Raw genomic sequence first — 19,628 nt, forward strand, 5'->3', positions numbered from 1 at the left:
CTGCACCGATACGCCGCGTCACGGTGCAGGAAACAAGACCAGTCGGCGCCCCCTATGGTGTGCCGCCCATTGGGGTGGCGCCGACACCTCCCAAGAGGTGCAAAATGGCAAGCGCATTGATTTCCGCGGGTACCTTCCCATCAGTCGTCGCCATCTGCGGAACGATGACGGTCATCGGGATCGGTTTCGCAGCAGATACGGCCGCGAAGGTTGCGGCGGCCACGTCAGTGAAGACCATCCGGAAGCCCAGTTGCATCTCCCGCTTGCCTGACATGCGCGCCGAAGATCTGAATATCGCCAGATCGGTGCCGGTGGCGTCGCGAGTCCCCAAAACGCCAGGTCCGCTGGCCGCGCTGCCGGCGCCGACCTTTACCCACATATTGTCAGTGGCATCCCTCAGAGCCCCTTCGGGCCATCGTAGCGCGGTAGGCGCGCGCTCAAGTATCGGGCACAGTCCCGACCGCTTCCGGCCCCTTGGTCCGGGAGCCAGATCCGACGGGCATCGCTGCATACAGGATGCCTGTCGGGTCGCCACTAGCGGAATGGGTGTCATCGGGCAAACCGCTGCGCCTAGCCTTGGCCGATGACGCTCAGGTGCCGGTGGGTCCGCCGCAAACGCCACCGGCACTTCTACGTCCCTGAGGTTGGGCACACAGGCTGCATTGGTGCGCCGGCTCGCTGTTCCAGCCGGCGCCAAGTAAGGCATGAAGATAGAAGAAGATCCGCTTGCCGATCGCTCCGTGGTCAACTGGTCTAGATTCACCACACGAACTTCGTTCGCGACACTGGGGCCGGGGCCGGCCATTGCTGCTCGTCAATAGGTTTGCATCACCCGGTTGTAGACTTCCAGAGCCTCGGGTCCATCGAGGATTTCGAGCAGGAGGTCCAACAGTTCATCGCGGCTGATGCCGCTGCCGGCAGGCCGCGCTGCTTTCACGACGGCGACGGATTTCGCCACCACCGTCTCGGCTTTGGTATGGCGGGTGAACTGCAGCATGATCGCCATCTCAGTTATCCTCAATGCTGTGGAGTTCTCGCAGGCGCACCTTGAGCGGCTCGGGCAGATCGAGCTTGGCAATCAGTTCCATCGCTACTTGCTGCTGCGACGGTGGTTGAGTTTCCGATTGGGCCTTGGCCCACGCGAGGGCGCCGCCGAGCGTAAAGCGCACGCTGGGGGCTGGTGGCTTGTGAGGAAATTTCGACATGAACACGCCTCGCACTTAATGAGCGAAGTCAACCTGTCCAGGCCCCCTCGGTTCCCAAACTAACGGTCGTGCCACCAGCAATTCTCCCACGGCGGCAGTAATATTCTGCTCAGCCGAAATAATCCCAACGCGTGGCTGCCCGGGACACGGCATTAGCTTCGCAGGTGATCGAACCTAACGACATCCAGCCATGAAGGGACGGATCCCGAATGGGAGGCGCAGTGGGGTCCGGCGCTCAGTCGGCTAGGGGTCAGGCGACGTCCCCCCGGCCTTTGTCTCAATCTCGGCCCGCACCGATGGCTCCACAATGCCGGCCCTTCGCTTGACCGCTCGGGGCAATCAAAACCACCGCCCCGTTCTCTCCGGTATCGCCGATATGTCATTTGTAAATGTCCGGCCTCGATGACCCGGCTAGGATACTTGCAAGCCGGACGAGCAGGCGCCTCACCGGTACCTTTGATCTCGCTGCTTCCGGGCGTTCTGGCAAAGCGCGTCGAGCCTGCCGTTCCATCATCGGGTGGATGGTCCTCATGCGTTTACAAAGTGACATGATCCCTCACTCGCCTCCTTCCACGGCGCTCGTCGTGGAGACGAACTACCTGATTGCCTCGGTGATTGAGGCCCCACTGCTCAGCGCCGGCTACCAGGTGGCGATTGCTGCCGACCCTGACGAAGCGTTCGCGCTGCTCGATACCCGCGACATCGGTCTGGCACTGATCGACTTCCGCCTGCAGCACGGCGAGCCGGAAGGACTGGTTGCCTTGCTGCGACAACGGGGCATCCCCTTCATTTTCTGCACCGCGGCGAGTGTCGAGGAGGTATTCGAGCACTTCCCCAACACGCGGGTGATGCTGAAGCCCTTCAGCGATCAGGAACTGCTCACGGCGGTCGCCGCCCTGGTGTCCGACCGCGGCTCGTATGTAGGCGCCTGAGCTTCAATTCGCGGAGAGATCCCATGCAAAGCTACGACACGACGCGCCAACGCAACGCCCAGATCAGCGTGCTGGAGCAGCGGCGGGCCAACGACACGCTGAGGCCGTTCATCGGCGCCCTGCAAGGCTGGAACGCCAAGGCAGCGCGCCTCCGCGCCCTGGTGGACTCGTTCTACAGCAGTGAAGAGGACCGGGCTCTGGCTCGCCTCGAAAGCGGCGCGCTGCTCGCCGAGATCCGGCGGCGCCATACCGAACTGCATGCCGCGATCAAGGGCGAGCCACCGCACAGCCGGCTCGACGATGCCGATGCGGCGTTTCGGCGGCTGATCGACCAGTTGCAGATCGTATCGGCCCGCGGCCTGTCCGGGCCTCCACCCACGCATGCGGCGACATGGGGTGTTCATCAGCAGGATGAGCAAAACTGAAGCCGGTCCGCGTCGCCGACGCCATGATGACGCTGTTGTTCTGGATTCTGGTGCTGGCGGCGGTCGTGACTCCTGTCGCTCTGCTGCTGGGCTGGCGCTAGCGAACCGGTGATGGAACCCATCCGAATGCCGCTGCGAACGAGCCCCGCGGCCACCAAGGCGAGCACGCCGAATAAGCCCTTGCCAGGCGGAACTGCCGGCTTGCTTCGAAGTTGAGTCGTCGCGGCGGACAAGACCTCATTGAAGAAGGATGCGCTGTGATGAAACTTCCTCCACTCTTCGGCTCGGCCCTCCTCATCGGGCTGCTGTCGACCGGCGCCATAGCGGCTGAGGCCGTCAGTGGCGCCAATGTCCGTTCGGGGCCCGGAGCTTCGTTCGGCGTCGTCGACACGCTGGCGGCGGGCGAAAGCGTCACGGTGACCGAGTGCGCCGCCAATGGCTGGTGCCGGGTCGACCATTCAGGCCCGGATGGCTGGGTCTCGGCCAAGCTGCTCGCCGACAACGGCAACGCCGACGACTACTACAATGCAGGCGATGGCGGTGTAGAGGTTGCCAGAAACTTCGACGATGACGACGGCTATCCGCGGCTCATCGGTCGCGCGCCCGACGTCAACGTGCGGTTCGGGTTTGGCTTTGGCAACGGCCTGTTTGGCTTCCGCGACGGCTTGATGATGGGTCGCCCCGGCCGCGATCGTGGTGACGTGGTCTGCCTTGTCACTTTCTTCAGCCGCGACGACGTGGCTGCCGGCCGCGATGCCGATGTGCAGCGCGCCCAGATTCTGTCACGCCGCGTTGCCGAGCGAAACGACGGCCCGAACGACCGCCGGGCCATCTTCGAGTACGGCTCGGAGCGCGAGACGATCCGAACCTGCCGCTATCTCGACCGCCTGAACTAACTGCAATGGTTGGCGTCGCTAGCGGCCGCTCTCCCTAAAACTCCCGGGACCCCTTCCGGGAGCCAAGATCCGGCGGGCATTGCTGCATGTCAGGATGCACGCCGGGTCGCTCCATTCCATCAGTGAGGCACCTCCATGGTCACGCAGCTTCCGCCGATCTGGGTTAAGCCGAATGGCAAGTCCGGCGTGCTGGTGGCTTTGCGGGAGGTCAACCTGTGGCGCCAGCGCGAGAGGGCCTTTCGGTCGAGACATGCGACAGCAGCGGCTGCCTATGCCCGACGGCAGCAGAGTTGGTGGATGGCCGAAGCACGGCTATCGACGCTGCTGTCCCGCCGCCACCCACCTATGCACGCTGCCGCTTCGCCGCTACCTGTCATAAACCAGGCGGCTCATGCTGGTGTGTGAGGCTCCAATCGAAGAGTTTTCGCCGCGCAGGGAACCGACGCTTGCCCACGGCATTATCTGCTTATCCGCACCACGCGGATGATGAGCCCATCCCCCTGGATTCATCATGCCACGGCGATACGCCCCTATCGTTGTGCACCAAAGGGATCTCGGCCCGCAAAGGTCGGGGTCCCTTTCATTGGTGGGCAACCAAAGCCCTCGCCGTAAGTTCCTACCGACCGACATTGTTGTCGGCGGGCGGGCTGGATGAACAATTCTCACAATTTCGATGCATCACTCACCGACGATGGGCGCTATCGCCTGCTGGTCGAGGCGATCAGCGACTATGCGATTTACATGCTCGACCCCACCGGGATCGTGGCCAACTGGAACGCCGGGGCGCAACGCTTCAAGGGCTATCGGCCCAGCGAAATCATCGGCAGGAACTTCGAAATCTTCTACACCGACACGGATCGGGCCGTCGGCCGGCCGGAGATCAACCTGCGCCGCGCTGCGGAAGTGGGCCGCTTCGAAGATGAGGGATGGCGTGTCCGCAAGGATGGCAGCCAGTTCTGGGCGCATGTCGTCATCGACCGCATCCTCGATCCCGACGGCAACCTTGTCGGCTTTGCCAAGATCACCCGCGACCTGACCGAACGCCACCAGGCCCAGCAGGAACTCGAACGCGCCCGCGAGGCGCTGTTCCAATCGCAGAAGATCGAGTCGATCGGCCAGCTGACCGGCGGCGTGGCGCACGATTTCAACAACCTGCTGATGGCGATCATCGGCAGCCTCGAAATCGTCCAGCGCCGGATGAATGCCGACCCCAACATAAGCCCGTTCATCGACAACGCCCTGAAGGGGGCGCGCCGCGGCGCCGTGCTGACCCAGCGCATGCTGGCCTTTGCCCGCCGGCAGGAACTCAAGATGGGGGCGGTCAACCTCAAGACAACAGTCGAGGGCATGAGCGACCTGCTGGAGCGCTCGCTGGGGCCGGCCATCCTGATCCGCACCGAGGTTCCCGAGAACCTGCCGGCAGTACGCACCGATATCTCGCAGCTGGAGGCGGCGATCCTCAATCTGGTGGTGAACGCGCGCGATGCCATGCCCGACGGCGGCACAGTGCGCATCACCGCCCGCCACAAGGCAAGTGACCGCCCGGGAAATTACGTCGTCTTCAGCGTGGCCGACGAGGGCGAGGGGATGGATGCCGATACCCTCGCCAAGGCGACCGAACCGTTCTTTACCACCAAGGGGATCGGCAAAGGGACCGGCCTCGGGCTTTCGATGGTGCATGGCCTCGCCCAGCAATCGGGTGGTTATCTCGAACTGCAGAGCGAGCCTGGTGGCGGCACCACCGCCTCGATCTGGCTGCCGGTGACGGAGGCCGAGGCCGACACTGCGGTCGCCCCTCCGGCCTCTCGCCCCATGGATGGTCGGCAGGTCCTGCGCGTCCTCGCAGTAGATGACGATGCGCTGGTACTGATGAACACCATGGCAATGCTGCAGGAGCTTGGCCATGAGGTGGTGGAGGCTCATTCGGGCCGCGAGGCCCTCGAGGCGCTGGAGCGGCAAACGGTGGACCTGCTGATCACCGACCAGGGCATGCCGAAAATGACCGGCGCGGAATTGGCCCAGAAGGTGCAGGCCGCCTGGCCGCATATCCCCATCCTTGTTGCCACCGGCTATGCCGAACTCAGCGACAGCGCGGCGCGCGACCTGCCTCGGCTTTCCAAGCCGTTCAGTCAGCAGGATCTCGCTGCGGCCATCGCCAGCACATTAGGCGCAGCCGCCCTCGCCAGGCCGGCGGTGGCGGTGACCGCCGAGCCAAGCGTTCTCGCTACCTGAACCGCGCTGGTATGCGGCCGACAACATGCGCCTAACCCTTGGGCCGGGCCGCCGGCGGCCAGTCGGTCGGTCGAGCCTTGGCAGGCTTGCTGAGATCGCTGATGTCGGGCGAGGCTTGCCCTTCGGGTTTCGCAGCGGGTTTTTTGGGCGAGCGCTTGGGAAGCTTTGCCACGGGTGATCCTCTGAGGTGCGAAGGTAACCCACCTGTGCGAGGCAAGTTCCGACGACATGTCTTTTCTTAATGCGCCGGGACGCCGATGGCCCTAGGGTCCATTGACCGGTCGAGCCGGTGCCCTCAGGGCACCACTAGTCTTGCTGCAACCGGGCGTCCTGGCGAAGCGCATCGAGCCTGCCGATCCACCACCGGGTGGATGGGTCCTCTTGCGTATGGCGCATACATGACACACCAATTACCCGGCCTGACGGCCATGGTCGTCGAGACCAACTATCTCATCGCCTCGGTCATCGAGGCGCCGCTGCTTGGTGCGGGCTACCGGGTGACCATTGCCACCGATATCGACGAGGCGTTCGCGCTTCTGGCGGAGCAGCGGATTCACCTGGCGGTGATCGATTTCCGCCTGCAGCACGCCGAGCCGGAGGGCCTGGTGGCAAGGCTCAGGCAAGAGGGCATCCCCTTCGTCTTCTGTACCGCCGCCAGCGTCGAGGAGGTGTGCGAGCACTTTCCCGATGCCAGGGTCATGCCCAAACCCTTCAGCGACCAGGACCTCCTCGCCGCCGTGGCGGGGCTGGTTCCCGCAACGAGCGCCTACCAGGCCGAATGACTTCAAGGCCTCTCGACGGAGAACCATCCATGCCGGCTACCGACACAATGCAGCACCGGAACGCCCAGACCAGCGTGCTGGAGAGAAGGCGCGCCGATGGCACGCTCAAACCGTTTATCGGGGACCTGCAGCGCTGGAACGGCAAGGCGGCGCGGCTCCGCGGCCTCGCCGAGTCATTCTACAGCACGCAGGAAGATCGGGACCTCGCGCGGCTCGAGGCCGGCGCCCTGCTCGCCGAGATCCGTCGCCGGCACAGCGAATTCCGCGCGGCGATCAAGGGCGAGCCCGAGCATAGCCGTCTGCTCGACGTCGACGCCGCCTTTCGGAGGATGATCGACCAGCTCGAGGCAACCGCGAGAAGGGGTCCCGCGGCGGGGCAACGCTCCGCGACCTGAGGCGGAACGAACCCCAGCAACCGACGTTTGGACCTGAGGTTCAACGCCAGCAAGAGCGGGAAGCCCTTACAATTGGTCGCCGCATCCGTCGGGTGCGGCGAGTGTTTTTTCGATTGCAGCATTTCCCCGAAAGGACCTGAAATGAGCAAGGACAAGCCGAAGCCGAGGCCGGAACCAATCGAGAGTGGCGCGGGCAAGCAAATGGACGACAATATCGACGATCTGGGCCGGCGCCCCGACGGCTCCAAACAGGAACAGCCCGGGCTCACCAAGCCCGCGAAGGACTGAACGTCGAGGCACCGGTCTCGCTGGCCTCGACTAGCGCCGCAGTTTCTCGAGATGCAGGTAAGTCGGGTCGAACTGGCCCAGCTCGCGCAATTGCGGCCAGTCGAAGATCTCGACCACGCCGTCTTCCCATTCCAGCGCCCTGGTTCGCCGCAGCCGCTGCAGCGTGCGGTTGGTGTGGACGATCGATAGCCCCAAGGCATCGCCGAACTGCGCCTGGGTCAGCGGAAACGGATAGCTCTGGGCGTTCGCGAGGCCCGCCATCTGGGCTCGTACGAACTGCTCGCAGAACAGGTGCGCCATCTGTTCGTCGGCGGTGAGCCGGCCCTTGGTCACCATCCACTGGCGGTGGATGGCGCCGTCGAGCAGCGTCAGCAGCCACAGTACGCGCGTCAGGTGCGGATAGTACTCGGTGATGTGCATGAGCTGCTGGTGCGGAAACGTCACCACCTCGCATGGCGTGATGGCGGTGACCGAGTGGTCCATTAGCTGTAGCGGGAACGAGTGGAGGTCGACAAAATCCCCGGCGATATGAAGGCCGGTGATCTGCCGCCCGCCGTCCTCGACGGTCGAATAGCGCGCCGTCATGCCCTTGACCACCAGCGTGCTAAAGCCGGGGCGATCGCCCTGGGTGACGATATCCTTGCCCGCCGCGAAGCGCCGCGACGCACCGGCGGCCGCGAGAATGGCGTTGTGCTCTTCGTCGGTCAGATCGTCCCTGACCGACACCATGGAAAAGAACGGGTTGAAGGCGTCTGGGTCTATCTGGGCCATGCTAGTCCTGGTCTGGGGTTTGGCCGCTCGTCACTTGCAACTCGTAATCGAGCGACACGTCGAACTGTGGCCCCTCGGCGGTGCGCACGTGAATGGAGAGCTTCCGCTCGTCGCCATTGGACGGCAGGTCATCTCGCGCCATCTCGGTCAGGGCAAGCGTCGCCTGCAGCTTGGCGGCGGCAGGATCGGGGAGGTCTATGCCGGTGTCGTCAGGCGAAAGGTCGTCCCCGTCGCGTACGTCGAAGAAGTAGATCATGCCAAACTCGCGTGAAGCCCACCTGGCTGGTGTGCGAGACAAACGGGGTCGGCTGGCATGCGTTCCGTCGCCTACGTTGCAATAGATTCAATGGACGATGGATCAGGTGGGGCCCGGGCACGTTGAGCTTGTCACAGCGAGGCGTGCCAATGATCACCTTAACCCCCTACCCCGATCGCACCTGGTGGCATCGCGGCAAACCCTATTCCCGGCTGGAACTGATCGGCGATGCGGTGATCCACGGGATCGGGCTGCTCGTCGCTCTGGGGCTCGGCGGCCTTCTCGTCGCCAGCAGCGGCATTGAGAGCGCCCTGGCGCTCGGCGTCTATGTCGCCTCGCTGCTGCTGGTGCTCAGCATCTCCCTCGCTTTCAACCTGGCGCCGGTCGCGCCGCTGAAGCGGCTCCTCGCCCGTTTCGACCAGGCTGCCATCTTCCTCCTCATCGCCGGCACTTACACGCCGCTCCTCGCTTTGCTCGGCGACACCCCTGCGGGCACGGTGATGCTGATTGCGGTATGGAGCGCGGCGCTGATCGGCATTGCGCTGAAGCTGATCGTGCCGCAGCATTTCGGTCGGCTGGCGCTGCTGCTCTATCTGGGCATCGGCTGGAGCGGTGTGCTGATCTTCCAGTCGCTGGCCAGCGTTTTGCCCGCGAGCACGCTGCTGCTGATCATCGCCGGGGGCGTCGCCTATTGCTCCGGCATCATCTTCCACCTGTGGGAGCGTCTGCATTTCCACAACGTGATCTGGCACTGCTTCGTGGTGCTGGGCGCCAGCATCCACCTGTGGGCGGTGCTCGATTGCATGGTGCTGCAGCGGCTTTAGCGCGGCGGCGCGGCAAGCAACTGGCGCATCGACGCCATCACTGCGGCGTGCTGGTAGGGCTTGCCGAAGAACACGCTACCATCGGGCATTTCGTTGATCTCGACCATCCGATGTCCCGAGGTGACGATGATCTGTACCGGTGGAAAGCGCTTCCTGACCGCGGCGGCCAGCTTCAGGCCATCCATGCTGCCGGGCATGTCGATATCGGTGAACATGATGCGCACGCTCGGCTCGGCATTGAGCACGACGATAGCCTGGTCGGCATTGGCGGCCTCGAAGACGAAAAACCCTTCGCGCTCCAGCTGATCGGCAATATCCATGCGGATCAGCGCTTCGTCTTCGACTACCAGCACTGAAACAGCATGTGTCACGACATCACCTCAAGGGTAAGTCAGCATCAACTCCCAGCGGCCCCGATCGATCCTTCACGGGACGTAACTCGTGAACACAATGACTCGCGCCGGGCCGTGATCCTTTCGGCTCCCGCCGCGTTAAGCCTGCGGCGGCCAGTCCGCGCGCCCAGTCGGAGCCTCGATTGACCGTTATCTTTCGCAATCACGTCGTTACCGCCGGTGCGGGCCTGAAGCCGATGATCTTTGCGCATGGGTTCGGTTGCGACCAGAACATGTGGCGCTTCGTGGCCCCCGCCTTCGAGGCCGACCATCTCACCGTGCTGTTCGATCATGTCGGCGCCGGCAAGTCCGACCTGTCGGCCTATGATGCCGGCAAGTATTCCACACTCGAGGGTTATGCCGACGACCTCGTGGAAATCGGCCGGGCCCTCGGCGTCGGGGGCGGCGTGTTCGTCGGCCACTCGGTCAGCGCCATGATCGGCGTCCTCGCCTCGCTCAAGGCGCCCGAGATGTTCGAGAGCCTGGTGCTGGTCGGCCCCTCGCCGCGCTACATCGATGCCGAAGGCTATCATGGCGGCTTCACCGCCCAGCAGATCGAGGAGCTGCTGGCCTCGCTCGCCGACAACCATATGGGCTGGTCGGCGGCAATGGCCCCCGCGATCATGGGCAATGCCGATCGCCCGGAACTGGGGGAGGAGCTGACCAACAGCTTCTGCCGCACCGATCCGGCGATCGCCCGGCAGTTCGCCCGCACCACGTTCACCGCCGATAACCGCGCCGACCTCGCAAAGGTGACCGCCCGCACGCTGATCCTGCAATGCAGCGATGATATCATCGCGTCAGAGGCAGTGGGCGCCTATGTGCGCGACAATATTCCCGGGAGCGAAATGAAGATCCTGCAAGCGACTGGCCACTGCCCCAATCTCAGCGCGCCCGCCGAAGTGATTGCGGCGATCCGGGATTTCATCTGAACGATGCCAGGGCCGGCTGCCGAAGACCTCGAAGATCTCTACGAGAATGCCCCGTGCGGCTATCTCTCGCTCGGCCGCGACGGGCGGATCGTCAAATCCAACCAGACCCTGTCGCGCTGGCTCGGCATCGCGCCCGACGCGCTTGTCGGCAAGCGCCTGCGCGACCTGCTCAGCACTGCCGGCCAGATCTTTTATGAAACCCATTTCGCGCCGCTGCTGCGCATGCAAGGGTATTTTGACGAGGTGGCGCTCGACCTGATCCGCGCCGATGGCACGCCGCTGCATGTCCTCGCCAATGCCGCCGAGCGCCGCGATTCCGAAGGCGAACTGCTGTTCACCCGGGTGACGGTGTTTCGGGCCACCGAGCGGCGCCGCTATGAGCGCGAGCTGGTCGACGCCACCGAGACCGCACAGGCCGAAACCCGGCTGTCGAAAGGCCTGCTGCTGGCCGAGCACGAGGCGGCCGAGCTGCGCGAGCAGTTCATCGCCGTGCTCGGGCACGACCTGCGCAACCCGCTGGCCGCCATCGACGGCGGCACGAACCTGTTGATGCGCGAACCGCAGAGCGAGAAATCGCAGCGGGTCATCGGACTGATCCGTGGCAGCGTGCTGCGGATGAGCGGGCTGATCGACAATGTGATGGATTTTGCCCGCGGCCGGCTGGGTGGCGGGCTGCAGCTCAACCGCAGCCTGAAGCCGCTGCTGCCGACCCTGGCGCAAGTGGTGGGAGAACTGAGGACCAGCTATCCGGAGCGCGAGATCGAGCTGCATCTCGATGCTGCCGCGGAGGTTGAGGCCGACCACGCCCGGCTGGCGCAGATGTTCTCGAACCTGTTGGCCAATGCCATCACTCATGGGGCGGCCGATCAGCCGGTACGGGTCGATGCCGTGCTGCGCGCCGGCGAACTCGAGCTTTCGGTGGCCAATGCCGGCCCGCCAATCCCGCCCGAAGCGATGGCGCAGCTGTTCCAGCCATTCTATCGCTCCAACCCAAACTCGCGGGTACAGGGCCTGGGGCTGGGGCTCTACATCGCCTCGCAGATTGCCCAGGCGCATGGCGGGCGGATCGACGTGACGTCGGATGCAACCGAGACGCGCTTCACCTTCCGCATGCCGCAGGCCTGAAGGCGGGGCTGGTGCCGGGCACCAGCCCCGCCGAATGCGTTACGCCGCCTTGAGGTTGGCGTTGCCGATCGCCACCTTGGACAGTTTCTTGTCCGTCGCGATCTCTTCCTGCAGCGTTGCATCGAGCAGGGCCACGGCATCCTTCATGCCGAGCGTCGACGCCCAGCTCTTGAGCGTGCCGTAGCGGGCGATCTCATAATGCTCGACTGCCTGCGCCGCCGAGACCAACCCGGCATCGAGCGCCATCGTGCCCTTGAAATCTTCCATGATCGACTTGCCTTCCTCGAGAATGCCGAGAATGGCGTCGCAGGTCTTGCCGCGGGCCGGCTTGCCAATCAGCTCGAACACCTGCTCGAGCCGTTCGACATGGCCTTCGGTCTCCTGCAGATGCTGCTCGAAACCGGCCTTGAGCTCGGGCGAGACCGCCGCCTTGGCCATCTTGGGCAGCGCTTTCACGATCTGCTTTTCGGCATAGTAGATGTCCTTGAGCGTATCGAGGAACAGGTCGTCGAGGGTCTTTTCTTCGGTGGCCATTTTGGCTCTCCAAGCGGTGGTGGTGAAAACGTGATGGGTGCGAACGGACGAGATGTGCAGCCCGACTGCCGTTCGCTGGTCGAGCAGGCAGGCCGGACAGACAAGCTGGCTTACAGAGCCTCGCCCGCCCGACCTGCGGTTCGGCAAATCCCCGCCCGCTAATGCAGCTCGGGGGTGCCGTTGACGCTGTCGCTCACGGCCTTGACGGTTTCGTCGTAGACCTTGGCCGCGCCATCCTTGCCTTTCTCGTAGAGGTCGGCGACGCGGGTCTTGCCCTCCTCGTAGACCTCCGAAGCGACATCGATGGCCTTGCCCCTGACCTCATCGGCCAGTTCGCCCACGGCCTTGTCTTCCTGCTCGGTATGCGGCAGCGCAGCGCCGAGGGCGGCGCCGGCGGCAAAGGCCAGCGCCCCCGCGACCAGCGGCTGGTTCTGGAATGAATCCATCACCACCTTGGTGGCGCGATCGGTCTGGTGCTGAGCGCTGCTGCCCACATGCCGGGCCTGCTGCTGCACACTGTCGAACATATCGCCGACCTGGTGACGGAGGTCCTGCCAGGCATGCGAGGCCCAACCTGCCGCCTCGTCGATGCGGTTGCCGGCTTCGTCCTGGAAATCCTGCAGCCGGTGGCCGGCCTCATCGAGAAAGCCGCCGAACTTCTTGCCCGCTTCGTCGACGAACTCGCCGGCCCGGTGACCCAGCTCGTTGGATTCGGCCTTGAAGCGCCTGCCGCCGGCATCCTCGAACTCGCTGAACCACTTGCCGGACTCGTCGGCCGCGTGGTTCACCCGGCGCAGGCCACCCGAGACGGTGGCATAGGGGTAATCGGAGCGGTAGCGGCTGGGCTGCGGCGCCGGGTTTGGCGCCGAGAGTTTCGGGCCCTGTCCGCTCATCAGCCAGACGAGGCTGATGCCCAGAAGCGCCGCCGGCAGCGGGTTATTGGAAACCGTGTGGCCGAGATTGGCGGCAAAATGCTGGCCACCATCCTTGCTGTAACTCAGCAGCTCATCCACCAGTTGGCCGGGGGACAGCCGGTCCTTGATCTCGCCGATCCGGTCTTCGACACGCTGGCGCTGCTGTTCGACTTCGCGCTCCAGCTGGGCAGAGTCTTTTCCGTAGCTGCTCATCACAGGCTCTCCTTAACGACCTCGGCATCGCGCGCGAGGGAATGGGTGGTGCGGTCGAGCTCGAAAGTGGTGGCCTTCCAGGCTTCGAGGCTCTTCGAAATGAAGCTCCAGGCGATGATGCCGACGACGCCGGCCACCACGATGGAGGCAATGAAACCCGCGGCCTGCTCCGACATGCCGATGGCGACGAGGCCCCAGGAGAGCCCGATCACCAGTGCCGACAAAAAGACGCCGACGGCGCCGATGGCGAGGACTCCACCAATGGCGAGGCCCTTGGAGGCGGCGAGCACATCACCGAGCTTTTCGGACGCCTCGGTCTTGGCCAACTGGATTTCCTTGCGGAACAGCCCGGAAATGTCGCCCGCCAAGCCGCCGAGCAGGTCGGTCAGGGTGTGCGGGCGCTCAGTATCCGCCATTTCGGCCTCCCTCGTTAAAGACCGAGGTCGAGGGGTTCGAACCCGATTGCATCGAGCCCTGCCCCGGGCCTGAGCGGCCGGAAGCGTAGTTCGAGCTGTTGCCCGAACCGTAGGTCGAGCTGTAGGCCGACCCCGAAGGGCTAGCCGCTGCATCGGGCTTGCGCGAAGCGGAGGCGAGGACGAAGCGAGAGGCGACAAAGCCAAGCAGGGCAGCGGCGCCCATGAAGGCAACCGGTTGCTTCCGCCCGAAATCCTGGGCGATGCCGATGATCTGGTCGACATCGTTGTCGCGCACCGTCGAGGTCAGCTTTTCGGCGCCGTCGGCCAGCATGCGGACATAGCGGCTGCCGGCCTCGCCACTGCTGTCGAGCTCTCCGGCTACCTTCTGCAGGGCGCCGCTGACGCCGCCCAGCTGGGCAACGAGCAGGTCCTTCTGGTCGGCGGCCATGCCCTTGGCCTTCTCGGTGACACCCTCGAGCTGTGTCATAGCCTCGTCGCCGATGGCTGCGGCCTGCTGCTTGACCTCGTCGGCGAGATGGCTCAGGTCGGCCTCCGCGGTTTCGGTGAGCGCGGCGGCATCGGACCGGGTGCGGTCGGGGCTGAGGTCGGTGTCGGTGGGGTAATCGGGGGCCATTTGTGCTGCTCCTATGAACTCCACGAGAGCGCTCGTAAGGCGGCGCTCCTCGGTGGCTGCTGACAATTCAACTTGGCGAAGGGGACATCGTTCCGGCGCAGCCCCAACTCAATTTCGCCACTGCGACGGAACGATCGCGCGCGAGCCACGCTAAGCTTGAAAGGCGCGCGATCCGCGGGCCAAGGAGCACCCATGGCCCGAACGACCAAGTCGACGATTACCTATGGCGACCAGCCCGTCATGCGCGGCGCAGGCGGCGAAACCCACCAGCGCGCCGAGGAGGGCTATGACGTTCTCACCACACAGCAAGGGATGCCCGTTGCCGATGACCAGAACACCCTGAAGCAGGGCGCGCGCGGCCCCACCCTGATCGAGGACGCGCATTTTCGCGAGAAGATCTTCCACTTCGATCACGAACGCATTCCCGAGCGCGTGGTGCACGCTCGCGGCTACGGTGCGCATGGGTTCTTCGAGACCTACAAGCCGCTGCCCGAGTTGACACGCGCCGACCTGTTCCAGCGCGCCGGCGAGAAGACGCCGGTTTTCGTGCGCTTCTCCACCGTCGCCGGCAACAAGGGCTCGTTCGACCTGGCGCGGGACGTGCGTGGCTTTGCCGTCAAGTTCTACACCCAGGAGGGCAACTGGGATCTGGTGGGCAACAATATCCCGGTGTTCTTCATCCAGGATGCGATCAAGTTTCCCGACATCATCCATTCGGTGAAAGACGAGCCCGACAAGGCGTTTCCGCAGGCGGCGAGCGCCCACGACAACTTCTGGGACTTCATCTCGCTCACCCCTGAATCGATGCACATGATCATGTGGGTGATGTCCGACCGGGCCATCCCCCGCTCGTTCCGCTTCATGGAAGGCTTTGGCGTCCACACCTTCCGGCTGGTCAATGCCAAGGGGAAATCCACCTTCGTGAAATTCCACTGGAAGCCCAAGCTGGGGATGCAGTCGGTGGTGTGGAACGAGGCGGTGAAGATCAACGGCGCCGACCCCGATTTCCACCGCCGCGACCTGTGGAACGCCATCCAGGCGGGCGATTTCCCCGAGTGGGAACTGTGCCTGCAGACCTTCGATCAAAAGTTCGCCGACAGCTTCGATTTCGACGTGCTCGACCCCACCAAGCTGATCCCCGAAGAATTGCTGCCGGCGACGCCGGTCGGCCGGTTGGTGCTCGACCGCATGCCCGACAACTTCTTCGCCGAGACCGAGCAGGTGGCGTTCATGACGCAGAACATCGTGCCGGGCATCGATTTCTCCAACGACCCGCTGCTGCAGGGCCGCAACTTCTCCTACCTCGATACCCAGCTGAAGCGGCTGGGCGGGCCCAACTTCACCCACCTGCCGATCAACGCGCCGAAATGCCCGTTCCACAATTTCCAGCAGGATGGCCACATGGCTTTCCACAACCCCAAGGGACGCGCCAATTACGAGCCCAATTCCTGGGGCACAGAGATCGGTGGGCCGCGCGAGACCGCGGCCGGCTTCGAGAGCTTTGCCGAGGAAGCCGAGGGGCCCAAGCAACGCCTCAGGCCCGAGAGCTTTGCCGATCACTACAGCCAGGCGCGGCAGTTCTTCATCAGCCAGTCGCTGATCGAGCAGCGCCATATCGGCGATGCCTTGGTGTTCGAGCTGAGCAAGGTCGAAGTGCCGGCCATCCGCGAGCGCGTCGTCTCACATCTCCTCAACATCGACGAAGCTCTGGCGCAGACGGTCGCCGACGGCCTCGGCCTCAAGGCGCTGCCGGCCGCCGCGTCTCCCGCTGTGACCCCGCGTCTTGACCTGCCTGCATCGGACGCGCTGTCGATCCTCAAGAACCCGCCGGCCACCTTCAAAGGCCGGAAACTCGGCGTGCTGATTACCGACGGCGTCGATGCCGCCCTGCTCGATGCTTTGCAGGCCGCCGTGACGGCGGCAGGCGGCACGATGGAGCTCATCGCCCCCAGCGTGGCGGGGATCACCGCCAAGGACGGCACGATGCTCGCGGCGCACCACAAGATCGATGGCGGCCCGTCGGTGCTGTTCGACGCCGTGGCGGTGCTGCCCGGCGACGAAGGGGTGCTGTCGCTGCTGAAACTCCCGGCGGCCCGCGATTTCGTCGCCGACGCCTATGCCCACTACAAGTTCATCGGCTTTGTCGAAGCGGCAAACAAGCTCTTCGCCAAGATCGGGCTGCCCGACGATCTCGACGACGGCTTCACCGACCTCGCCGCCACCGACGCCGCAGCGTTCATAAAGACCTGCACGGCCCTGCGCTTCTGGGATCGCCCGGATGGAGCGTGAGCACGGCCCGGGTCAATCTCTGATGACAAGCCGAACAAGCAGTGGCGGGAACGAAGCGAGCTCGAGCAGGTTTTCCAGCCAAGACACAGCGAGACGCCCGTCACCATCACATGACAGGCGTATACCGACGCGTCGCTCGTGACCGATCGAAACTACATCGCCGAACGGAGCCACCCCAACACGTGCCCTTCATCATTTATGCAACTGAAGATGGCTCTTCGGCGGGGTGTGATCCGCTTTTGATCTGCTCCCATGCGCACAGCGCAGTCCCTCCGCATCCTGCGGGTAAAGAATGGCGCTGGTTGGTGACGTCGAGCGAGGAGCCACGTAACGCCCTTGTTGGCCGCAGGCTGCTGCGCAGTCTTCTGCGCGATGGGTACGTCATTGTGCCGCTGCCGCTGGAATCGGTGCTGCGCATACGCAGGGCTGTAGTTGAAGGCCTGCCGGCCTTGCAGTAGCGGCACCACAGCCGGAACGCATCCCCGCAAGTCTCGTTGAGAAAGGCTGTCACTCTCAGGATCGGACCCGGGTCATGCGCGCATTTTTCGTATTGCTGCTGGGCTTGCTCGCCAGCACCGCCCAAGGCCAGGAGGCGTGGACGATGTATCGGAACGCAGCGTGTGGTTACGCTGTAGAGTATCCCGCGGCGGGCTTCGACATCACAGAAACCGATACCGGCCTCACGCTGATCGAGCAGGATGCCGCAGGACAGATCGATATCTATTGCGCCACCAATGCCGAACGCCGATCGCCCGCCGGGTTCGAGCAGGTGCTCGCCGGTGCGGAGCGCATCCGCGAGATCACGTACAGCCGAAACGGTCGCTCCTGGCTGGCGGTGTCGGGCTATTATCAGGCTGATCAGGCAAGGGGCGATGACCTGATCTTTTACGCCAAGTTCATGTTCTCGCCCGACCTCTCGCAGCTTTCTGCCTTCGAGGCTAGCTATCCGGCCGGCGAGCGACAGCGCTTCGACGCAATAGTCGAACGGATGGAGGACAGCCTCACCGCCCCGCGAGCGGCGGACTAACCCGAAAGGTCGGAGATTCACTCTGAGCTTGCGCTACCGGCCGCGAAGGCGCGTCCACGCTCCTCAGAACATCTCCAGCCCAAGCTTAATGATCGCCACCCAAATAACTGCACTGAAGGCTATGCATCCAAGCCAGGTCCAGGCCTTCTGCGTCAGCTGCAGTTGTGGCCGTGGCGGATCACTCAAGGCGTAGCGATTTAGCGGTCTACTAGGTGTTGCCATACCACCCGTATAGCCGGCCTGGCGTCATGCAAGCGTTATTCACTTCGGCGTGATTCCGAGGTTCGACTGAAGGGCAGCCATATTTCCCGTGGCCAGCCGTTGCTTGACCGTTCCTTGGCTGACCTTATCAACGCAGAGTGAACTGGGCGGTCGGGCGCCGCGTCACTGCAGCTGCAGTGAATGCTCAGGGGCCGAAAGCGAAGGAGCTGCACCAAGGGTTACTCGTGAGTCACCCCCCCGCCTTGGCTGCAACCTCGTCTACAACCGGGGTGGCTATGCCATCCCCAGCCTGGCGCGCACCTTGCCCGCCAGGGCCCGCGTCTCTTCGGGGTGCAGCAGCGACTGCAGACCGAGAAACACCAGCCCGCCGGCAACCCCGCCCGCCGCCAGCTTGAACAGCGGCCAGCTGTCGCCGAGGAGCGCGCTGGCGATCCAGGCGGCAAGGCCGGTGGCAGCGGCCACGGCGACGGAAATCCCCAGATCCCTATAGGGGATCGGCACCGGGGTGAGGCGGTGGCTGACCGCCCAGGCGGCGATGAGCCCGACCAGCGTGCCGCCGGCAAGCGCCAGCGCCGCGCCGATCTCGGCATAGGCGGGGATGAGCAGCAGCGACAGCGCGATGGTCGCCGCCGAACCAGGCGCCAGCGCCACCATCTGCAGCCAGGGCTTCTTGTGGGCGTGAAAGACGTTCTCGAACACGAAGCTGGTGAAGTTGGCGAATAGCACGCTGAGCGCGATGATCGGGAACAGCGCGCCCAGGTTCTGGTGGTAGTCGGCCGGCAGCAGCAGGCCGCCGATTTCAGTCGAGAGCGCCACCAGCATGGCGACCACCGGGAAGGTGAGCCGCCCCATCAGCGCCATCTGATGCGTAAGGAACCGCCCGGCGGCGGCCGAGCCCTCGGTATCGAACTTGCTGACGAACTCGGGGAAAGCCCCCATGTTGATGGCGTTGGAAATGGTATCGATCGGCTGTCGCGCCAGTGCGTAGACCGCAGCGAACACTGCTACAGCGCCGGCATCGTAATAGAGCTTGAGCAGCACGCGTTCGGCGCTGTTGAGCCCGAAGCTGATGGTGGCGACCGCGATCAGCGGGATACCGAGCGCGAACAGCTCGCGATGAGTAAAGCGCGACGGGCCGATGACGACGCGGCGGCTGGCCAGCGCCAGCGCCACGCTGCCGGCGATCAGCACGGCGAGGCTCGAGGCCAGCGATACCGCGAGGAACGAGCCGTGGATCAAGAGGATCGCCGCGATCGGCAGCGCCAGCTGCAGCACTGCGCGGAAAAACTCGAGCAGCGAATAGGCGGTGTGCCGCTGCTGCATCTGCAACAGGGTGAGCGCGAAGCGGCCAAGGGCGCCGACGGCGAGATAGGTGCCCACCGCCAGGGCGAACTCGACCCAGCGCTCGGGCGCCACCAGCACCGAGCCGGCAACCGACACCACGAGCCCCAGCAGCGTCGTGACCACCAGCACCCGCGCCGCGAGCTTCACGCTGCCATTGCTGATCTCGCCCTTGCCGCCGAGCCGCAGCAGCGCGATGCGCAGCCAGCTGCTGACGGCGGAATCGGTGAGCTCGCCCACCGTGACGACGAGGGTCAGAAGGCCATACTCGGTCTGGTCGATCAGCCGCGTCGCGATGACCAGCATCAACAGCGCCGAGAGGCGCGTCAGCAGGATCGCCGGGGCATAGAGCAGGGTAGAGCGGAGCAGCAAGGGTGGTCACCTTCCCCTATTGGGGATGTTCTTCACTTTCGCTTAACCCTTTCGGCCCCGACCCGACAGCGCTTTAGCGGATGGTGGTGAACGGCGGCAATTGTATCGAATTCGATGGTTTCGCCGGCCGCTCCGGCGCATCGCCCCGCCCCTCACCACCCCGCCGTAAACCTTGACCCGAGCCTTTGCTTCCCCCCGCTTCCGGCGGGCG

General features: G+C 64.5%; 24 protein-coding genes. 13 read left to right on the top strand and 11 right to left on the bottom strand.

All coding sequences use genetic code 11. The annotated features are described in order from the left end of the window. Positions 1 to 52: 52 nt before the first annotated feature. From ACSQ23_RS25820 to ACSQ23_RS25830, 3 genes are all read right to left on the bottom strand, one after another. Entirely contained in the window at positions 53 to 379 is a 327-nt protein-coding gene (locus ACSQ23_RS25820; RefSeq protein ID WP_056001790.1) for a hypothetical protein, read from the bottom strand. A 435-nt stretch (positions 380 to 814) separates the two neighbouring features. Beyond that, positions 815 to 1,006 carry a hypothetical protein gene (locus ACSQ23_RS25825; protein ID WP_436092342.1) on the bottom strand — a complete coding sequence of 64 codons (192 nt, stop codon included), beginning with the start codon at positions 1,004 to 1,006 and terminating at the stop codon, positions 815 to 817. Position 1,007: 1 nt separating this feature from the next. After that, complete coding sequence (locus tag ACSQ23_RS25830) at positions 1,008 to 1,205, bottom strand: hypothetical protein (RefSeq protein ID WP_436092343.1); 198 nt, start codon at positions 1,203 to 1,205, stop codon at positions 1,008 to 1,010. A gap of 584 nt (positions 1,206 to 1,789) precedes the next feature. Between ACSQ23_RS25830 and ACSQ23_RS25835 the strand changes: the two genes are divergently transcribed. From ACSQ23_RS25835 to ACSQ23_RS25865, 7 genes are all read left to right on the top strand, one after another. Continuing rightward, a complete protein-coding gene (locus tag ACSQ23_RS25835) occupies positions 1,790 to 2,137 on the top strand; it encodes a response regulator (protein WP_436092344.1) in 348 nt (115 codons plus the stop codon). A gap of 23 nt (positions 2,138 to 2,160) precedes the next feature. Next, entirely contained in the window at positions 2,161 to 2,562 is a 402-nt protein-coding gene (locus ACSQ23_RS25840; RefSeq protein WP_436092345.1) for a hypothetical protein, read from the top strand. Positions 2,563 to 2,822: 260 nt separating this feature from the next. Further along, positions 2,823 to 3,458, top strand: a complete 636-nt coding sequence (locus tag ACSQ23_RS25845; protein ID WP_436092346.1) for an SH3 domain-containing protein — start codon at positions 2,823 to 2,825, stop codon at positions 3,456 to 3,458. A 651-nt stretch (positions 3,459 to 4,109) separates the two neighbouring features. Continuing rightward, on the top strand, positions 4,110 to 5,690 hold the full coding sequence (locus ACSQ23_RS25850; protein ID WP_436092347.1) for an ATP-binding protein: 1,581 nt from the start codon (positions 4,110 to 4,112) through the stop codon (positions 5,688 to 5,690). A 398-nt stretch (positions 5,691 to 6,088) separates the two neighbouring features. Beyond that, positions 6,089 to 6,472 carry a response regulator gene (locus ACSQ23_RS25855; protein ID WP_197421363.1) on the top strand — a complete coding sequence of 128 codons (384 nt, stop codon included), beginning with the start codon at positions 6,089 to 6,091 and terminating at the stop codon, positions 6,470 to 6,472. A gap of 29 nt (positions 6,473 to 6,501) precedes the next feature. Further along, positions 6,502 to 6,867, top strand: a complete 366-nt coding sequence (locus tag ACSQ23_RS25860; protein WP_436092348.1) for a hypothetical protein — start codon at positions 6,502 to 6,504, stop codon at positions 6,865 to 6,867. 141 nt (positions 6,868 to 7,008) lie between these two features. Then, positions 7,009 to 7,155, top strand: a complete 147-nt coding sequence (locus ACSQ23_RS25865) for a hypothetical protein (RefSeq protein WP_156384722.1) — start codon at positions 7,009 to 7,011, stop codon at positions 7,153 to 7,155. Between the two features lie 30 nt (positions 7,156 to 7,185). On the opposite strand, the gene ACSQ23_RS25870 is transcribed toward ACSQ23_RS25865, so the two are convergent. Then, complete coding sequence (locus ACSQ23_RS25870; protein WP_436092349.1) at positions 7,186 to 7,926, bottom strand: Crp/Fnr family transcriptional regulator; 741 nt, start codon at positions 7,924 to 7,926, stop codon at positions 7,186 to 7,188. Position 7,927: 1 nt separating this feature from the next. After that, positions 7,928 to 8,182 (bottom strand): DUF6894 family protein, encoded by a 255-nt coding sequence (locus tag ACSQ23_RS25875; RefSeq protein ID WP_055884035.1) that lies wholly within the window; start codon positions 8,180 to 8,182, stop codon positions 7,928 to 7,930. Between the two features lie 149 nt (positions 8,183 to 8,331). Between ACSQ23_RS25875 and trhA the strand changes: the two genes are divergently transcribed. Then, positions 8,332 to 9,006, top strand: coding sequence for a PAQR family membrane homeostasis protein TrhA (gene trhA / locus ACSQ23_RS25880; protein WP_055884038.1), 675 nt, complete (start codon positions 8,332 to 8,334; stop codon positions 9,004 to 9,006). On the opposite strand, the gene ACSQ23_RS25885 is transcribed toward trhA, so the two are convergent. Further along, positions 9,003 to 9,377: a response regulator transcription factor gene (locus ACSQ23_RS25885; RefSeq protein WP_055884042.1), complete on the bottom strand. Its 375-nt coding sequence runs from the start codon at positions 9,375 to 9,377 to the stop codon at positions 9,003 to 9,005. The two genes, trhA and ACSQ23_RS25885, sit on opposite strands and share 4 nt — an antisense overlap. A 164-nt stretch (positions 9,378 to 9,541) precedes the next feature. Between ACSQ23_RS25885 and ACSQ23_RS25890 the strand changes: the two genes are divergently transcribed. Together ACSQ23_RS25890 and ACSQ23_RS25895 are read left to right on the top strand one after the other, a co-directional pair. After that, complete coding sequence (locus ACSQ23_RS25890; RefSeq protein WP_055884045.1) at positions 9,542 to 10,330, top strand: alpha/beta fold hydrolase; 789 nt, start codon at positions 9,542 to 9,544, stop codon at positions 10,328 to 10,330. A gap of 3 nt (positions 10,331 to 10,333) precedes the next feature. Beyond that, positions 10,334 to 11,455 carry a PAS domain-containing sensor histidine kinase gene (locus tag ACSQ23_RS25895; RefSeq protein ID WP_055884047.1) on the top strand — a complete coding sequence of 374 codons (1,122 nt, stop codon included), beginning with the start codon at positions 10,334 to 10,336 and terminating at the stop codon, positions 11,453 to 11,455. 39 nt (positions 11,456 to 11,494) lie between these two features. Here the strand turns inward: ACSQ23_RS25895 and ACSQ23_RS25900 are convergent, their stop codons facing one another. The 4 genes from ACSQ23_RS25900 to ACSQ23_RS25915 all read right to left on the bottom strand — a co-directional run bounded on the left by ACSQ23_RS25900 (position 11,495) and on the right by ACSQ23_RS25915 (position 14,166). Beyond that, positions 11,495 to 11,989, bottom strand: a complete 495-nt coding sequence (locus ACSQ23_RS25900; RefSeq protein WP_055884050.1) for a YciE/YciF ferroxidase family protein — start codon at positions 11,987 to 11,989, stop codon at positions 11,495 to 11,497. A 158-nt stretch (positions 11,990 to 12,147) separates the two neighbouring features. Beyond that, positions 12,148 to 13,116 (bottom strand): DUF3618 domain-containing protein, encoded by a 969-nt coding sequence (locus ACSQ23_RS25905; RefSeq protein WP_055884052.1) that lies wholly within the window; start codon positions 13,114 to 13,116, stop codon positions 12,148 to 12,150. Beyond that, entirely contained in the window at positions 13,116 to 13,532 is a 417-nt protein-coding gene (locus ACSQ23_RS25910; RefSeq protein ID WP_055884055.1) for a phage holin family protein, read from the bottom strand. The genes ACSQ23_RS25905 and ACSQ23_RS25910 overlap by 1 nt, the downstream gene beginning before the upstream one ends. Next, the gene (locus ACSQ23_RS25915) at positions 13,519 to 14,166 is read right to left on the bottom strand and encodes a hypothetical protein (protein WP_436092350.1); all 648 of its coding nucleotides are present in this window, start codon (positions 14,164 to 14,166) and stop codon (positions 13,519 to 13,521) included. Before ACSQ23_RS25915 ends, ACSQ23_RS25910 begins: the two co-directional genes overlap by 14 nt. A 192-nt stretch (positions 14,167 to 14,358) precedes the next feature. Here ACSQ23_RS25915 and ACSQ23_RS25920 point away from each other — a divergent pair, with 192 nt between their 5' ends. The 3 genes from ACSQ23_RS25920 to ACSQ23_RS25930 all read left to right on the top strand — a co-directional run bounded on the left by ACSQ23_RS25920 (position 14,359) and on the right by ACSQ23_RS25930 (position 17,482). Further along, on the top strand, positions 14,359 to 16,455 hold the full coding sequence (locus ACSQ23_RS25920; protein WP_436092351.1) for a catalase: 2,097 nt from the start codon (positions 14,359 to 14,361) through the stop codon (positions 16,453 to 16,455). A gap of 182 nt (positions 16,456 to 16,637) precedes the next feature. Next, positions 16,638 to 16,913, top strand: a complete 276-nt coding sequence (locus ACSQ23_RS25925; RefSeq protein ID WP_436092352.1) for a hypothetical protein — start codon at positions 16,638 to 16,640, stop codon at positions 16,911 to 16,913. A gap of 74 nt (positions 16,914 to 16,987) precedes the next feature. Continuing rightward, entirely contained in the window at positions 16,988 to 17,482 is a 495-nt protein-coding gene (locus ACSQ23_RS25930) for a hypothetical protein (RefSeq protein ID WP_055884064.1), read from the top strand. A gap of 495 nt (positions 17,483 to 17,977) precedes the next feature. Here ACSQ23_RS25930 and ACSQ23_RS25935 read toward each other — a convergent pair whose 3' ends face one another. Continuing rightward, complete coding sequence (locus ACSQ23_RS25935) at positions 17,978 to 19,417, bottom strand: lipopolysaccharide biosynthesis protein (protein WP_436092353.1); 1,440 nt, start codon at positions 19,415 to 19,417, stop codon at positions 17,978 to 17,980. Between the last annotated feature and the right edge of the window lie 211 nt (positions 19,418 to 19,628).

Source organism: Devosia sp. LjRoot16, from assembly GCF_964252795.1.
Classification (GTDB): domain Bacteria; phylum Pseudomonadota; class Alphaproteobacteria; order Rhizobiales; family Devosiaceae; genus Devosia_A.

What these genes read in the sequence shown, in the direction of transcription:
- ACSQ23_RS25920 (WP_436092351.1), top strand. Translation starts at nt 14,359, where the DNA reads ATGGCCCGAACGACCAAGTCGACGATTACCTATGGCGACCAGCCCGTC.
- ACSQ23_RS25850 (WP_436092347.1), top strand. Translation starts at nt 4,110, where the DNA reads ATGAACAATTCTCACAATTTCGATGCATCACTCACCGACGATGGGCGC.
- ACSQ23_RS25825 (WP_436092342.1), bottom strand. Translation starts at nt 1,006, where the DNA reads ATGGCGATCATGCTGCAGTTCACCCGCCATACCAAAGCCGAGACGGTG.
- ACSQ23_RS25915 (WP_436092350.1), bottom strand. Translation starts at nt 14,166, where the DNA reads ATGGCCCCCGATTACCCCACCGACACCGACCTCAGCCCCGACCGCACC.
- ACSQ23_RS25930 (WP_055884064.1), top strand. Translation starts at nt 16,988, where the DNA reads ATGCGCGCATTTTTCGTATTGCTGCTGGGCTTGCTCGCCAGCACCGCC.
- ACSQ23_RS25900 (WP_055884050.1), bottom strand. Translation starts at nt 11,989, where the DNA reads ATGGCCACCGAAGAAAAGACCCTCGACGACCTGTTCCTCGATACGCTC.
- ACSQ23_RS25870 (WP_436092349.1), bottom strand. Translation starts at nt 7,926, where the DNA reads ATGGCCCAGATAGACCCAGACGCCTTCAACCCGTTCTTTTCCATGGTG.
- ACSQ23_RS25820 (WP_056001790.1), bottom strand. Translation starts at nt 379, where the DNA reads ATGTGGGTAAAGGTCGGCGCCGGCAGCGCGGCCAGCGGACCTGGCGTT.
- trhA (WP_055884038.1), top strand. Translation starts at nt 8,332, where the DNA reads ATGATCACCTTAACCCCCTACCCCGATCGCACCTGGTGGCATCGCGGC.
- ACSQ23_RS25840 (WP_436092345.1), top strand. Translation starts at nt 2,161, where the DNA reads ATGCAAAGCTACGACACGACGCGCCAACGCAACGCCCAGATCAGCGTG.
- ACSQ23_RS25860 (WP_436092348.1), top strand. Translation starts at nt 6,502, where the DNA reads ATGCCGGCTACCGACACAATGCAGCACCGGAACGCCCAGACCAGCGTG.
- ACSQ23_RS25855 (WP_197421363.1), top strand. Translation starts at nt 6,089, where the DNA reads ATGACACACCAATTACCCGGCCTGACGGCCATGGTCGTCGAGACCAAC.
- ACSQ23_RS25830 (WP_436092343.1), bottom strand. Translation starts at nt 1,205, where the DNA reads ATGTCGAAATTTCCTCACAAGCCACCAGCCCCCAGCGTGCGCTTTACG.
- ACSQ23_RS25875 (WP_055884035.1), bottom strand. Translation starts at nt 8,182, where the DNA reads ATGATCTACTTCTTCGACGTACGCGACGGGGACGACCTTTCGCCTGAC.
- ACSQ23_RS25905 (WP_055884052.1), bottom strand. Translation starts at nt 13,116, where the DNA reads ATGAGCAGCTACGGAAAAGACTCTGCCCAGCTGGAGCGCGAAGTCGAA.
- ACSQ23_RS25910 (WP_055884055.1), bottom strand. Translation starts at nt 13,532, where the DNA reads ATGGCGGATACTGAGCGCCCGCACACCCTGACCGACCTGCTCGGCGGC.
- ACSQ23_RS25845 (WP_436092346.1), top strand. Translation starts at nt 2,823, where the DNA reads ATGAAACTTCCTCCACTCTTCGGCTCGGCCCTCCTCATCGGGCTGCTG.
- ACSQ23_RS25865 (WP_156384722.1), top strand. Translation starts at nt 7,009, where the DNA reads ATGAGCAAGGACAAGCCGAAGCCGAGGCCGGAACCAATCGAGAGTGGC.
- ACSQ23_RS25895 (WP_055884047.1), top strand. Translation starts at nt 10,334, where the DNA reads ATGCCAGGGCCGGCTGCCGAAGACCTCGAAGATCTCTACGAGAATGCC.